General features: G+C 64.6%; 13 protein-coding genes. 9 read left to right on the forward strand and 4 right to left on the reverse strand.

Annotation, left to right across the window (positions count from 1 at the left end; genetic code table 11):
- Positions 1-27: 27 nt before the first annotated feature.
- On the reverse strand, positions 28-1,467 hold the full coding sequence (locus tag PSAL_RS04675; RefSeq protein WP_119840100.1) for an aminotransferase class V-fold PLP-dependent enzyme: 1,440 nt from the start codon (positions 1,465-1,467) through the stop codon (positions 28-30).
- Positions 1,468-1,763: 296 nt separating this feature from the next.
- Between PSAL_RS04675 and PSAL_RS04680 the strand changes: the two genes are divergently transcribed.
- From PSAL_RS04680 to PSAL_RS04720, 9 genes are all read left to right on the forward strand, one after another.
- Entirely contained in the window at positions 1,764-2,681 is a 918-nt protein-coding gene (locus PSAL_RS04680; RefSeq protein WP_119840101.1) for a LysR substrate-binding domain-containing protein, read from the forward strand.
- Between the two features lie 90 nt (positions 2,682-2,771).
- Positions 2,772-3,770, forward strand: a complete 999-nt coding sequence (locus PSAL_RS04685) for a TRAP transporter substrate-binding protein (protein WP_196222834.1) — start codon at positions 2,772-2,774, stop codon at positions 3,768-3,770.
- 66 nt (positions 3,771-3,836) lie between these two features.
- On the forward strand, positions 3,837-4,319 hold the full coding sequence (locus PSAL_RS04690; protein WP_119840103.1) for a TRAP transporter small permease: 483 nt from the start codon (positions 3,837-3,839) through the stop codon (positions 4,317-4,319).
- Positions 4,316-5,614 carry a TRAP transporter large permease gene (locus PSAL_RS04695; RefSeq protein WP_119840104.1) on the forward strand — a complete coding sequence of 433 codons (1,299 nt, stop codon included), beginning with the start codon at positions 4,316-4,318 and terminating at the stop codon, positions 5,612-5,614. The genes PSAL_RS04690 and PSAL_RS04695 overlap by 4 nt, the downstream gene beginning before the upstream one ends.
- Before the next feature lie 4 nt (positions 5,615-5,618).
- Positions 5,619-6,554 (forward strand): dihydrodipicolinate synthase family protein, encoded by a 936-nt coding sequence (locus PSAL_RS04700; protein ID WP_119840105.1) that lies wholly within the window; start codon positions 5,619-5,621, stop codon positions 6,552-6,554.
- A complete protein-coding gene (locus PSAL_RS04705) occupies positions 6,554-8,881 on the forward strand; it encodes a molybdopterin-dependent oxidoreductase (RefSeq protein ID WP_119840106.1) in 2,328 nt (775 codons plus the stop codon). The genes PSAL_RS04700 and PSAL_RS04705 overlap by 1 nt, the downstream gene beginning before the upstream one ends.
- Positions 8,882-8,895: 14 nt before the next feature.
- Positions 8,896-9,675 (forward strand): SDR family oxidoreductase, encoded by a 780-nt coding sequence (locus PSAL_RS04710; protein ID WP_119840107.1) that lies wholly within the window; start codon positions 8,896-8,898, stop codon positions 9,673-9,675.
- A gap of 9 nt (positions 9,676-9,684) precedes the next feature.
- Positions 9,685-10,908: a D-amino acid dehydrogenase gene (locus tag PSAL_RS04715; protein WP_119840108.1), complete on the forward strand. Its 1,224-nt coding sequence runs from the start codon at positions 9,685-9,687 to the stop codon at positions 10,906-10,908.
- Positions 10,909-11,009: 101 nt separating this feature from the next.
- Complete coding sequence (locus PSAL_RS04720) at positions 11,010-11,771, forward strand: YbaY family lipoprotein (RefSeq protein ID WP_196222835.1); 762 nt, start codon at positions 11,010-11,012, stop codon at positions 11,769-11,771.
- 59 nt (positions 11,772-11,830) lie between these two features.
- Here the strand turns inward: PSAL_RS04720 and PSAL_RS04725 are convergent, their stop codons facing one another.
- Genes PSAL_RS04725 through PSAL_RS04735 form a run of 3 tightly spaced genes read right to left on the reverse strand, consistent with a single transcriptional unit; the run spans position 11,831 to position 14,449 of the window.
- Positions 11,831-12,352 (reverse strand): HdeD family acid-resistance protein, encoded by a 522-nt coding sequence (locus tag PSAL_RS04725; protein WP_119840109.1) that lies wholly within the window; start codon positions 12,350-12,352, stop codon positions 11,831-11,833.
- Positions 12,349-12,876: an HdeD family acid-resistance protein gene (locus tag PSAL_RS04730; RefSeq protein WP_119840110.1), complete on the reverse strand. Its 528-nt coding sequence runs from the start codon at positions 12,874-12,876 to the stop codon at positions 12,349-12,351. Before PSAL_RS04730 ends, PSAL_RS04725 begins: the two co-directional genes overlap by 4 nt.
- Before the next feature lie 22 nt (positions 12,877-12,898).
- Positions 12,899-14,449, reverse strand: a complete 1,551-nt coding sequence (locus PSAL_RS04735; RefSeq protein ID WP_119840111.1) for a phospholipase D family protein — start codon at positions 14,447-14,449, stop codon at positions 12,899-12,901.
- Between the last annotated feature and the right edge of the window lie 67 nt (positions 14,450-14,516).

The raw sequence follows: 14,516 nt of genomic DNA on the forward strand, positions 1-14,516 counted from the left end.
CCGGACGGGAACCGGCCAACGGGGTGTTCAGGCGGCTGTGGCGGTAAAGATCGCGCGCTTGGGGTCGGCGTCATAGATGTCGATGAACTCGGGCGCCTCTTTGGCCAGGGCGCGCAGGCTGTCGAGGAGGTAATCGACTTCCGCGTCGCTCATCAGCACCGACAGGTTCAGACGCACGAAGCCGGGCTTTTCCAGTTCTCTGCCCGACAGGATTGCGGTGCGCAAACCGGCGGCGGCGCCTTCCAGCCCCAGCAGACGCAGGACATAGGGACCGGCGCAGGCACAGCCGCCCCGGGCCTGAATGCCGTAGCGGTCGCTCAGCAATCGGGTGGCCAGTTGTTGGTGCACATGGCCGCCCTCGGGATGGCGCAGGCAGAAGGACAGGATGGGCAGGCGGTCCGGGCCGGTTTCGGCGTCCGGACCCAGAAGCGCGATCATGGGGGTGTCCTGCAGGGCGGTCAGCCCCCGGTGGGCAAGGTCGCGGTTGCGTTGCCCAAGGAAGGTCGCGCCGATTTCCTCTTTCACGATGACGGCAAGGGCGGCGCGGATGTCGCCGACGACATTGGGCGTCCCGGCCTCTTCGCGGTGTTCGAGGCTGTCGGTGTAATCATGCGCCTCGGCCGAGACAAAGCGCACCGTGCCGCCACCGGGCAGACTGGGACGGTCGATGACAGGGGCATCGCGCCGCATCACCAGCACGCCCGAGGCGCCGGGCCCGCCGATGAACTTGTGCGGCGAAAAGACCAGCGCATCGATTCCCGCGTCCGGACCAGGCTGCATCTGCATCGGCAGATAGGGCGCGCCGCCTGCGTAGTCCCAGACCATCAGTGCGCCCGCGGCCTTGACCCGGCGTGTCAGCCCTTCGACATCGGCGATGATGCCGGTCACGTTGGACGCGGCGGAAAAGGCGCAGATCACCCGGTCATGCCCTGCGCCCGAGGCCAGCTCAGCCTCAAGTGCGTCAATATCCGGCCCGCCTTCGGGGGCTTCAGGCAGCATGACCACCTCGGCACCGCTTTCCCGCCAGGGCAGGATGTTGGAATGATGCTCATATGGCCCGAGGATCACCTTGACCCGGCCTTGATCCGCCCCCAGCAGGCGCACCAATCGGTTGATCCCCGCCGTGGCCCCGGCACCGGCAAAGATCACCGCATGTTGGTCATCCGCGCCGCAATGGGCGGCAATGGTCTGCCGCGCGGCGTTGCGCAACCGGGTCATGAAACCGCCGCAATGCGAGGCTTCGGTATGGCTGTTGGCATAGAAGGGCAGGACCTGTTCCAGCATGAACTGTTCGACCGGCATCAGGGCCCGCCCCGAGGCGACGTAATCGGCATAGACCAGTGTCTTGTGCCCGAAGGGGCCGTCGAAACCGGCGTCCTTGCCGATCAGGCCGGTGGCCATGTCGGCCCCCTTGGGCAGCGCGGCACGAAAGGTATCAAGCAGGTCCTGGGCGGTGGCGGTGGTCATTGCGGGCTCCTGTAGCGGTTCGCGGACAGGATAGGGCAGGGCGCGCGCAAAGGTTTTTCCGATTTTCCATCCTTTGGGCGTCACGATGTGATTTCTGACCCGGAAATCGGTATATCGTGGTATGATTTTACACATGGCGTTCAAACCGAGGCCTTCTTCGCCCACAGGAGGCGTGCCCAACAGACCGGCAATCCGGCCTTTGTCCGATCCGGGGCTGTTCACGGCGCGCGGTTGGCCGCAGTCTGCGGTGCAGCGCGCGGCAGGGGGCGGCGCGGTTCGCAAGTCCCGGAGGGTCCATGAACCCCAAACAGCTTACCGCCTTTCGGATGGTCATGCAGCATGGCACGATCACCGAAGCCTCGCGCGCGCTCAGCGTGTCGCAACCGGCGGTCAGCCGGTTGATTGCCGACCTTGAGGCCGACATCGGCTTTCCACTGCTGCACAGGCCGGGGGGCAAGGCCATTCCCACCCGCGAGGCCTATGAGTTCTATCAGGAAGTCGAGCGGATGTTCTACGGTCTCGACCGCCTGAGCCAGGTTGCGGAAGAAATCCGGATGCTGAACCGGGCGGTCTGCCGGGTGGCCTCGATGCCCATGGTGTCTTTCGAGATCCTGCCACGGGCGCTGAAGCAGATCGTCGACGGCCATTCGGGCATCGACGTGAACCACGATGTGCACACATCGGCGCGGATCCTCGATCTTCTGGCCTCGCGCCAGATCGATATCGGTATTGCGCAGACAGACCCAGGACGTGGGGATGTCGAGATCCTGGCCGCTTATCGCACCAATTGCGTCTGCGTGATGTCGCCGGATCATCCGTTGCGGACGCGCGCGGCGATCACGCCCGAAGACCTGCAGGGCGAACCGATGGTGGCGCTGAATTTCCGCACCCTGACCTACAGCTACCTCATGCGCTGCTTCGCCGAAGCCGGGATCGCCCCCAAGATCGTCGCTGAAACCCAGCCCAGCTATTCCGCCTGCAGCCTGGCTGCCCTTGGCGTAGGCATTGCGGTGGTCGATCCGATCACGCCGGGCATTTTGGGCGACCGGGTGCAGGTCGTGCCCTTCACGCCGAAAATCCCCTTCGATTACCAGATCATCAAGCCCGCAGGCATGCCAATGTCCCGTGCTGCAACGGCTTTTTTCGATTCCGTCCAGAAGATCATCGCCAGTGAAGACCGCTTCGGGCAGCAGTTACATAACAAAATTGCATGACTGCCGCCAAATTTTGTATTTGAAATTATGATCCGGTCAGGAAAACCTCTTCGTCAATCACATAACAAACTTCACGACAGGGAAATGACCATGAAGATCTCAAGACGCACGATCCTTGCAGCCGGTGCTGCCCTTGCAACCATGACTGCCGCCGGGCCGGCCTTTGCCGCGTCCGAATACACGCTGCGCATCCACACGCTGGTGAAATCGCCGCACCCCTACAACGACATGGCCGAAGCCATGAAGGCCGAGATCGAAGAAGCCTCTGACGGTCGGGTCGAGGTTCGCATCTTTGACAGCGGCCAGTTGGGGCAGGACCCGGCAGTGATCGGCGAGATGGCCTTTGGCACCATCGACATCATGATCTCGACCACCTCGAACGCGGTCCAGCAGATCCCCGAATTCGGCATCTTTACCATGCCCTACCTGTTCGGCGGCATGGACGAGGCGCTTGCCGCCGTCGGTCCCGGCACCGATGTGCATGCGCATTTCGAACAGGTCTATGCCGATCGCGGCGTGGGCATGAAGCTGCTGGCGCTTGGCGGGTCGGGCACCCGCAACATGTCGACCAAATCCGTTCCCATCGAAGGCCCCGCCGATCTTGCCGGGCTGAAGATGCGCACGCCCCCGTCGCCGATGGATTCCAAGACCTGGGCCGCTTTCGACATGCTTCCCGTCACCGTCGCCTGGGGTGAACTGTACGCCGCCATGCAGACCGGCGTCGCCGAGGCGATGGAAAGCTCGCTGCCCGGATACACCGGCTCCAAGCTTTACGAAGTGGCGCCGAACCTCGCCCTGACTGAACATACCGTGCAGCTGAACCACACCTCGATTTCCGAGATCACCTGGAACAAGCTGCCCGAAGATCTGCAACAGATCGTCGAAGAGGCTGCCATTTCCGCCAATATCTATGGGGTCGAACAGGCCAAGGGCTATGACGCGGCTCTGGTCGAAACGCTGCAGACCGACCACGGCGTGACCGTGACCCGGCCCGACAAGCAGGCCTTCATGGAGGTCCTGGCCCCGCTGCAGGTCGAACTGGCCGAGAGTCTTGACCTCGCCACCGAATACGCCTTGCTCAAGCAGTAATTGCCCAGACCTTCGCCCTGTCCGGAATTCTACCGGGCGGGGCAATACCATTTGGAAAGACCTCACATGTTGCATCGTCTTTGCGACGGGATCTCGGGCGTGATCCGAACCCTTGCCTGGATCGCCTTCGCCGGCATGATCGCCACCGTTGCCCTTCAGGTCGCCGCGCGCAACCTGCTGGACGCGCCGATGATCTGGACCAGCGACATGGCGCTTTTGCTGTTCACCTGGCTCATCTTCGTCGGGGCCGCGCTTGGCCTGCGGACCGGGGCGCATTACCTGGTGGACATGCTGCCGACCCACCGCCCCAAAGTGCGTCTGTTTGTCGAGATCATCTCGCTTCTTGCCGGTTTCACCGTGGCCTGGATCCTGGGCGTGCATGGCTGGACCCTGGCCCAGATGCGCGCCAGCGGAGAGGTCCAGTCCCTCGGAATCTCGCGGTTCTGGATCTATCTGCCGCTTCCCGTTTCCGGCGCCTTGATGGCGGTCTTCCTGATTGAACAGGCACTGGTACTGGTGCGTGATCCCTTCGGAAAGGGGGCCGCATGAGCCCCCTTGTCGTTCTGATCCTGGTCTTCTTCGTGATGATCGCCCTGCGGGTCAACATCGGTTTCGCGCTGATCCTGTCCTCGGCCGTGGTCATCAAGATGCAGGGTCTGCCGCTGATTTCAGTGGTGAACCAGATGTTCGCCGGGATCGACAGCTTTACCCTGCTGGCGGTGCCCTTCTTCATGCTTCTGGGGCGGATCCTGAATGCCGGATCCATCACCACCCGCCTGCTCGAGGTGGCGGATGCCACCGTGGGTCACGTGCGCGGCGGGCTTGGGCATGTGAATGTCTTCGTCTCGATGGTCTTTGCCAGTCTTTCGGGGTCTGCGGCGGCGGATACCGCTTCGGTCGGCTCGATCCTGATCCCCGCAATGAAGAAGGCAGGCTATCCGGCGCCCTTTGCGGCCGCGCTGACGGCGGCGTCTTCGACTTTGGGCGTGATCATCCCGCCTTCCATCGTGCTGATCATCTACGGCGCCTTCGGCAATGTCTCGATCGGAGCGCTGTTTGTCGGGGGGATCGTGCCGGGTCTTCTGGTTGGCCTGTTCATGATGGGCTACACCTATGTTCTGGCGGTGCGGCACGGCTATCCGGCCAACCCGTTCCCCGGTTTTCCGATGATGGGCCGTATCCTGCTGCGCGGGGTCGCCCCGATGCTGATCCCGGTGATCGTGCTGGGCGGCATCGTCGGCGGCATCTTCACCCCGACCGAAGGCGCAATTGCCGCCGTGCTCTGGGCGTTGCTGCTGTCGGTGGTCGTTTACCGTGACGTGCCGCTGCGCGCGTTGCCAAAGCTGCTGTCGGATGCGGTGATCGATTTCGCCATCCCGATGTTCACCGTCGCAGGCGCCGGCATCTTCGGCTGGCTGATCGCCTATCTTGGCGCGGCGCAGATCGTGGTCGATTTCATCCTCGGCGTGACCCAGACACCGTTCTTCATCATCCTGATGCTGGTCGGTTTCCTGCTGCTGGTCGGCATGGTGCTGAACCCGATTTCGGCCACGCTGATCTTCTTGCCGATCATCCAGGCGCTTGGCGACACGGCCGGCATGGACCCGGTCCACATGGGTGTGCTGTCCACCATCATCCTGTCCGTCGGCCTGATCACGCCACCCTACGGGATCTGCCTGCTGATTGCCTCGCAGATCGGCGGGGCGTCACTGGGACGCTGCATGCTGGCGGCCGCCCCGATCTGCCTGCTGACGATTTTCGTCGCCATCCTGTCATTCTGGATCCCGGACATCGTCCTGGGTCTGCCCAAACTCCTCGTTCCCGAACTCTTCAACGGAGGCTGAATTCATGTCCCATACCAAACCCACCGGCTCTTTCGTCGCGCTCGTCACCCCCATGAACGAAGACGGCTCCATCGACTTCGAAGGCTTTCGCACGCTGCTGAACTGGCACGCCGAAAACGGCACCGAGGCGGTGCTGATCATGGGCTCGACCGGCGAAGTTTCGATGCTGTCGCCAGAGGAGCGCAAGGCGATCATCGCCGAAACCGCCAAGATGAAGCCCGGCAACATGCTGATGTATTACGGCGTTACCGGCAACAACACGGCGACCACCATCGACTATGTCCGCTTTGCGCGCGACGCAGGCGCGGATGGCGCGATCATGGCGGCACCGGCCTATATCTGCGCCGACAACGACGCGATCACCGATTACGCGATGGAGGTGCTGGACAGCGCCGACCTTGCCATGGGGTTCTACAACAACCCGCCGCGGGTCAAGACCGACCTGCACTGGGACAATCTGCTGAAGTTGGCGAAACATGACAACATGGTCGTCCTGAAGGAAAGCACCACCCGCGTCGGTCAGGTTGCTCAGGTCTGCGCGGCCAAGCCCGACATGTCGATCATGTGCTGCTGTTCGCCCAACCTCGGGCTGGTGATCCCGACCATGGCGCTTGGTGGCCATGGCACCGCAAACATGACCGGCAATATCATCCCGCGCGAGATGGCCGTGATCTCGACCCCGTGGAAAACCGGCGAGGACGCCTTTGCCTGCCGCGAAGCCTGGCTCGACAACCTGTCGATGCTGCATTTCGCCTATTCGACAATCAACCCGGTTTCGGTGAAGACCCTGATGCGCGCCGTCGGCCTGCCTTCGGGGCCGCTGCGTGCGCCGCTGCAACCGGCCAAGCCCGAGATTTTGCAAAAGGGCCTCGATGCCTTCGAAAAGCTTGGTCTGGCCGAGAAGTACGGCCTCTCGGCGCCCCGGATGGCAGCCGAGTAATGCCCGGCTCCGGTGATCTGCCCGCCCTCGATCCTGTGGCGGAAGGTGTCGCCCCGCAGGATGGCGGCGGGGCGGTCAGCCTGGGCCATTGGGGCGCCTTTCGCGCCGAGGTTCGGGGGGGCAGGCTGATCCGCGCCACCCCACTTGGCGGAGCCGATCCCGACATGGTCGGGGCCTGGCCCGAACTGGTGCATTCGCCCCGGCGCATCGACCGGCCCCATGTGCGGCGCGGCTGGCTGGAAAACGGGCCGGGCGCGTCAGACGACCGTGGCCGGGACGAGATGATCCCGCTTGGCTGGGACGAGGCGCTGGATCTTGCGGCGGGCGAGGTTGCCCGCGTGCAGGACAACCACGGTCCCACCGCGATCCTCGGCGGGTCCTACGGCTGGTCCTCGGCCGGACGGCTGCATCATGCGCGCAGCAACCTGCGTCGTTTCCTGGCAGCCAGCGGGGGATTTACCGATCAGGTCGGCAATTATTCCTGGGGCGCGGCGGCGGCGCTGCTGCCGCATGTGCTGGGCTCGGTCGCGTCGGTGTCCCATGCCGCAACAAGCTGGGACAGTATCGCGGCCCATGCCGATCACGTGGTGGCCTTCGGCGGGCTCAACCCGAAGAACTGGCGTGTGACCTCCGGCGGGGCGGTGGATCATCCGCTGCCCGACATGGTCGCACGCGCCGCCGCGCGCGGTTGCAGCTTTACGGTGGTCTCGCCGTTGGCGCAGGACGTGCCGGCGGGGCTGGAAGCCACGCTGATCCAGCCGCGCCCCGGTTCAGACACCGCCATCATCCTGGCGCTGGCGCATGAGGCGCTGACCTCTGGCCGGGCGGATACCGGATTTCTGGACCGCTACACGGTGGGGCACGACAGGCTGGCCGCCTATCTGACCGGGCAGGCGGATGGCCAGCCCAAGACGCTGGACTGGGCGGCGGCCATCGCGGATGTGCCGGCAAGCGACCTGCGCGCGCTCTGGCAGCGCATTCGGGCGGGTCGGGTGATGTTGACGGCGTCGTGGTCGCTGCAACGCGGCCAGCACGGGGAACAGACCTATTGGGCCCTGATCGCCCTGGCGGCGATGCTCGGTCAGATCGGTCTGCCGGGCGGCGGGTTCAGCTTTGGATACGGCTCCATGGGGTCGGTCGGGGCGAATGCGCGACGCGGCTATGTGCCGGCCTTTCCGGGGCTGGCGAACAGGGGCATGCAGATCCCCGCTGCCGCCTTTGCCGACGCACTTCTGCATCCAGGCGAAACCCTGGCCTTTGACGGGCGAGACATCACGCTGCCCGATCTGCGGATGATCTATTGGGCCGGGGGCAACCCCTTCCACCACGCCCAGGACCTGGGCAAGGTCGAAGCCGCCTGGGCCCGCGCCGAAACGGTGATCGTGCATGACCCCTGGTGGACATCAACGGCGCAGCGGGCCGACATCGTCTTTCCTGCCACCACCACGGCCGAGCGAGCGGATATCGGCGGCACCTCGCGGGATCGCCACGTGGTCTACATGGCGCCGCTTTTGCCGCCGCAGGGGCAGGCGCGTAACGACCGCGATATCCTGACCGCGCTCGCCGACAGGCTGGGTTGCCGCGCCGCCTTTGACGAGGGCCTGGATGAGACCGGCTGGCTGCGCCGCCTTTGGTCGCAATCCATCGCCAAGGGGCAGGCCGAGGGCATCGAGGTGCCCGACTTCGAGGAATTGAAACGGATGGGTATCTGGGATGTCCCGGCCCCCACGGAGCCCGAAGTGCTTCTGGGCGATTTCCGCGCCGATCCCATGGCGCATATGCTGCCGACGCCGTCAGGGCGGATCGAGCTGTTTTCGAAGCGGATCGCCGGTTTCGCCTACGAAGATCAGCCGGGACATCCGGTTTTCCATGCCCCCGACGAATGGCTCGGCAGCGCCGAGAGCGACCAGTTTCACCTGGTCACCAACCAGCCCGAAAAGCAGTTGCACAGCCAGCTTTGGCAGACCTCGGCGGGCATGTCGGGGGGGCCTGCTCCGGTGCGCATCCACCCCGGGGACGCCGCGCGGCAGGGCCTGGCCGACGGACAGGTGGTCCGGCTGCACAACGACCGGGGCGAATGCCGCGCCACCCTGTGCCTTGATGCCGGGCTGCGGCGTGGTGTGCTGGTCATGCCGACCGGCGCCTGGTTTCAGCGCGACAGTTCGCGCGATGGATCAGCATCTAGCCACAAGGCGCTGGAATTGAACGGAAATCCAAATGTCCTGACCTCTGACCGGCGTACGTCGCGTTTGGGTCAGGCCTGTGCGGCGCTGTCGGCCCTGGTGCGCATCGCGCCGATGGACCCGGCGCCCGAAAACAATACCTGAAGGAGACGACTGAAATGGATCTCGGGATCGCAGGGCGCCGCGCCCTTCTGACCGGCGCTAGCCGGGGCATGGGCCGCGCCTGTGCCATGGCCCTCGCCGCCGAAGGCGCAGAGGTCACTATCGCGGCGCGGGACGCCGAAACTCTGGACCGCACCGCCGCCGACATCCGCGCGGCGACCGGGGCCACCGTCCACTGGGTCGCCGGGGATGTCACGACCGAGGCCGGTCGCGCCGCGATCCTGAATGCCTGCCCGGAGCCCGAGATCCTGCTGAACAATGCGGGCGGCAAGGCACCGGGGGATTTTCGCGACTGGGGCCGGGACGATTGGATCGCCGCCGTCGATCTGATGATGCTGCCGCCCATCCTGATGATGCGCGATGTGGTCGACGGCATGATGGATCGCGGCTGGGGCCGGATCGTCAATATCGTCTCGCGCAGCGTCAAGATCCCGCAGCTGGAGCTGGGCCTGTCGAACGGCGCGCGCTCTGGCCTCGTGGGCTTTACCGCCGGTCTGGCCCGGCAAAGCATCACGCGGGGCGTCACGATCAACAACCTGCTGCCCGGCATCATAGACAGCGCCGCGCAGCGCGAACATATCGAGGCGATGGTGACCCCCGAGGGGCCGACCTATGAACAGATGCGCGCTGCCCGCGCCGCCGGAAACCCCGCCGGGCGCTATGGCACCCCGGAAGAAATCGGCGCCTATTTCGCCTTTCTCTGTTCGATGAACGCCGGGTTCGTGACCGGGCAGAACCTGCTGGTCGATGGCGGCAGCTATCCCGGCACCTACTAGGGGCGCGGGATGAAGATCGTCGTCATCGGGGCAGGGGTCGTGGGCGTCACCACCGCCTGGTACCTGACGCGGGACGGGCACGAAGTCACGGTGCTGGAGGCGCGTGAAGGCGTGGCGCTGGAAACATCCTTCGGCAATGCCGGCGGGGTCTGCCCCGGTTTCGCCGGTCCCTGGGCCGCGCCCGGCATGCCGCTGAAGGCCATGGGCTGGATGTTCCGCGCCGCCGCCCCGCTGAAGATCCGCCCGCAAGCCTCGCTCGCGCAGTGGAGCTGGCTGGCCCGGTTCACCGCCAATTGCACCGCCAGCCGGTTTGCCGCCAACAAGGCCGAGATGCAGCGCGTGGCGCATTATTCCAAGGACTGCCTTGTCGCACTGCGCGAGGAAACCGGCATAGCCTATGACCATGGTACTGGGGGCGTTCTGCAGATTTTCCAGACCGCCGACGAAGTCGCGGCCGGTGAACGCTCTGCCGCCGTGCTGCGCCGTATGGAGGTGCCGCACCGTCTGCTTGATGCGCGCGAGGTGCTGGAGGTCGAACCGGGATTGGCGCGCTCGGATCTAGAAATGGCGGGAGGGCTGCAACTGACCACCGACGAGACCGGAGATTGCCATCTGTTCTGCAAGGCCTTGGCGGCACGGGCCGCCGAAGCCGGAGCGCGGTTCCGGTTCAACGCCCCTGTCACCGGCTTCAGGCGCGAAGGGGGACGGATCGCGTCGCTGTCCCTTGGGGCCGAAGAAATCACTGCCGATGCCTTCGTCGTGGCGACCGGTCCCTGGACCGCGCTGTTGAAACCGCTTGGTCTCAAGGTGCCGGTCTATCCGGTCAAGGGCTATTCCCTGACCGCGCAGATCACCGATCCGCAGGCCGCGCCGCGGTCTTCGGTGATGGATGAACATTCCAAGGTGATGATCACCCGGCTCGGGTCGCGGCTGCGCGCCGCCGGGGTGGCCGAGCTTGCCGGTTTCGACCGCGCCATGCCTGCGCCGGTCCTGTCCGCGTTGCGTAAACGGGTCGAGGCGCTGTTTCCCGGTGCGGCGGCCTATGAGGAGGCCAGCTATTGGCACGGCTTCCGACCGATGACCCCGGGCGGGCCGAGCCGGGTAGAGCGGACGGGCTATCACAACCTCTATCTGAACCTTGGCCATGGATCGAACGGCTGGACCCAGGCGGCGGGCACGGGGCGGATGCTGGCCGATCTGGTGGCGGGCGGGTCCGGGCGTCCCCCTGGGTGATTGCGGGCCGCCTTTGGATTGCATCCTTCGCCATCCTTCCTATCTGGAGTAGACTTGGCCCTGGTGACCCCCATGGGCCGGTCTGCGGGAAGGGAAAGTAGATGACGTCATTCAGACAGGCTTGCGCCGCGGTTCTGGCCACCCTTGGGCTGGCGGCTCCGGCCTTGGCCGAGCCGGCCGAGGTGCAGGTGACTGCCAGTTATCGCGAACGGATCGCACTGCCGGCGGATGCGCAGTTGGAGGTGTCCCTGCTGGATATTTCGCGTGCCGATGCCGCCGCCATGCGGCTGGGTATCGAAACGGTTGCGATATCGGGCGTGCCCGCCTCGGTCGCTGTCGGCTATGACAGCGACGATATCGACCCGCGTCTTACCTATGCCATCGGGGCGCGGATCCTGTCCGGCGACCGGGTGTTGTTCCGCCTGACCGAAGTCACACCGGTCATCACCCGCGACGCACCAACGGAAGTCGCGGTTCTCCTGACGCAGATGCAAGGCCCCGCGGCGCCGAGCACTGCGACGGGCCTCACCGGTATCGCCTGGTCCGCTTACGAGATCGCGGGGCGCGCGCTGATCGCCAGGGATCCACCGATGTTCACGATGGATCACACCGGCCAGATCGGGCTGTTTACAGGCTGCAACCGTTATACCGGCATGGTCGAGACCTATGAGGCGGGGGCGTTCGTCTGGCCGGACCAGATCGCCGGGACGCGCATGGCCTGTCCGCCGGGGCAGGACCGTCTGGAAAGGGATATCCTCGAGGCCTTGGGGCAGTCCACGGGTTACATCCGCAACGGCGGCCTGCTGACCTTTACCAATGAGGCCGGCCTGGCTACGGCGCGGTTCCGCGAACGGCCCGAATAGGCTTTGGTGCGGATCGGCGGGGCCTGTAAGCCCCGCCGATCCGTCATTCCAACTATGGTTCAGGCCGTGCCCAGCTTTTGGCGACGGCGGCCGATCAGGATCAGGAAGACGCCGATCGACAGCAGTTCGATGGCCAGCAGGATGCCGATGGCCGTGGCCAGGAAGCCCGGGAATCCGGTCAGGATGACCACCCCCAGCAGGACCGAGACCGCGCCCGCGATCAGCACGGGCAGAAAGGCGTCTTCGCCCTTCATGTCCCGCGCGGACCAGATCTTGGCCCCGCCCGAAACCAGCAGCAGCAAGGCCAGCATGAAGCGTACGAAACTGCCGTCTCCGAAGGGGCCGAACAGCAGCAGGATCGCCATGACCAACGCCACGGCGGCAATCACACCGGGACCGAAGCGGGTCTTGAACCCTTCGGCCTTCCAGAAGGCATAGACCTGCATCGCGCCGACGATCAGCAGCACCCAGCCGACGATCGTGCTGCTGGTCTGGACCGCGCCGGTCGGGTTGAAGAGGGCCAGCAGCCCTCCGATCAGGGCCACGGCGCCTGTAGCCATCAGGACCATCCAGTTTTTCATGTCACGGGTTCCTCTTGTTTCTTGCGGGTCAGGGAAATGGCAATCAGCGACACCCCGGTCGAGATCAGCTCGATCCCGAGGTAGATGCCCAGCACCACCAGTGCCGATTGCGGGAAATTGGTCAGGATCATCACCGCCAGCACGATCGAAACCACGGCGGACAGGATCATCACCCAGCGGAATTCACGGAATTCGGAGCGCAGGCCGACGAAGATCCGGATCACGCCGGCAACGAGCAGGAAGATCCCCACCGCCAGCGTCAGCGAAAAGACTCCGATCAGCGGATGCGCCACGAGGCTGAAACCGATCAACACGATGGCCAGTCCCATCAGTATGGCCAGGATGCGCGCGCCCCAGCCCTTGTCCCCGAAGGCCGAGGCGATCATCATCACGCCCACCAGCATGAAGATCCAGCCCGCCAGCAGGCTGGCCGTGATCGAGGCGGCAAATGGATTGGACAGCGCCAGCACCCCGCCGATGACCGAGACGATCCCGGCCAATAGCCATAAGAACCAGTTTTTCACGAATTATCCCCTTTTCCAGAAATCAAAGCATCCATTCAATCGGTAAGCAGCCCATCAGGGTCAGGGTGATCTGCTGCAGCAGCGTGGCCCCCGGTTCCTGCTGATAGACGTCGAAATCCCCCGCATCATCGGCCTCGATCCAGACCAGCCTGTCTTCCGCGCTGAGCCGGGGCTGATAGCTGACCTCGGGTACGGAGTCATCGAAGGCCCGTGACAGGCGCCGTGCGAGGTCGGGACTGTCGATCAGGTAGCCCATCTCGGTGTTCAGCTGGGCCGACCGGGGGTCGAAGTTGAACGAGCCGATGAAGATCTGGCGCTGATCGATGGCGAATGTCTTGGCATGCAGGCTGGCACCCGACAGGCCAAACGGCTTGACCTGAACGCTGCTGGAAGGAGAGGTCGCGCCGCCGCGCAGCTTCAGTTCGAACAGGCGCACTCCGGCGTCCAGCAGCGCGCGGCGATACTTGGTATAGCCGGAATGGACCAGCAGCACATCGGTGGTGTTCAGCGCATTGGTCAGGATATTGACCTCGGCCCCCTCTGCCACGAGGTTACCGAAAAACGTGGTGCCCTCTGTGCCGGCGATGAAATAGGCCGAGACAAGGTCGAGGCGGTCTTGCACATGGCCCATCATCTCGGTCAGGCGGGTGATGGTCAGTTGATCTGGGCGCGCGATGCCGAGGCCCTTGACCGGATCATCCGCCACGAGGCGGACATCGGTCCATTCCAGCGTGGCGGGGGTGTCGATGAACGCCTGGGCCGTGCTCTGGATGTCGGTGAAAAAGGCCTGGGCCTCCGGAGCGTCGCGGATCTCCTGGGCGCGGTTGGTAAAGACCGACAGGTCCGCGGCCTCGGGGATGATGGTTTCCAGTTCGAAGACCGAGGCGCTGTTCCAGTAATCGTCAAAGACATTTACCGTGTCCTGCACGACCTCACCGGTCGCCAGCACATCGAGGTCGACGTAGTAATCGTTCTCTCCGACGCGAAAGTAATCATTGCCGATATTGCGCCCGCCGATGATCGCGGTGACCCCGTCGACGGTGAAGGACTTGTTATGCATCCGCCGGTTCATACGCATGAAATCAAAGGCATAGCCCATGATCTTCGGGGATCGCACGGTCGAGGGATTGAACAGCCGGATGTCAAATTTGTCGAGCGCATTGAGCGCCGAAAGATAGCCGTCCATCCCCGGCACGCCATTGTCGTCCAGCAACAGACGCACCCGTACGCCGCGCTCGGCCGCGCGACGAAGCGCCTCCAGCAGCAGAATGCCAGAGGTATCATCCTGCCAGATGTAATATTGCGCGTTGATTTCGGTTTCTGCGGCCTCGGCCAGCGCCAGCCGGCTGATCAGCGCGTCCTGTCCGGATTCAAGCGCCAGAACGCCTGTCTTTCCCGGATTCTGCGCGCCAAGGCTGGCCGACAGCGCCCCAAGGCGGGACTGGTCGTTCACCGGGCGTGCCAGACTGATCTCGCGTTCCGAAAGATCGGGCAGCGGGTAGAGTAGCCGACCGCCGAAAACAAAGAGACCGCAAAGCACGATCAGGACGAGAAGCGCGCGCAAAAACCGCATCAGATATTTCCTGTTCTCGAACCGCGGGGGCATCCTGTGCAGACCATCAGCGGCCAGACAGCGGCGC

The sequence above is a fragment of the Pseudooceanicola algae genome (assembly GCF_003590145.2).
GTDB classification, from domain to species: domain Bacteria; phylum Pseudomonadota; class Alphaproteobacteria; order Rhodobacterales; family Rhodobacteraceae; genus Pseudooceanicola; species Pseudooceanicola algae.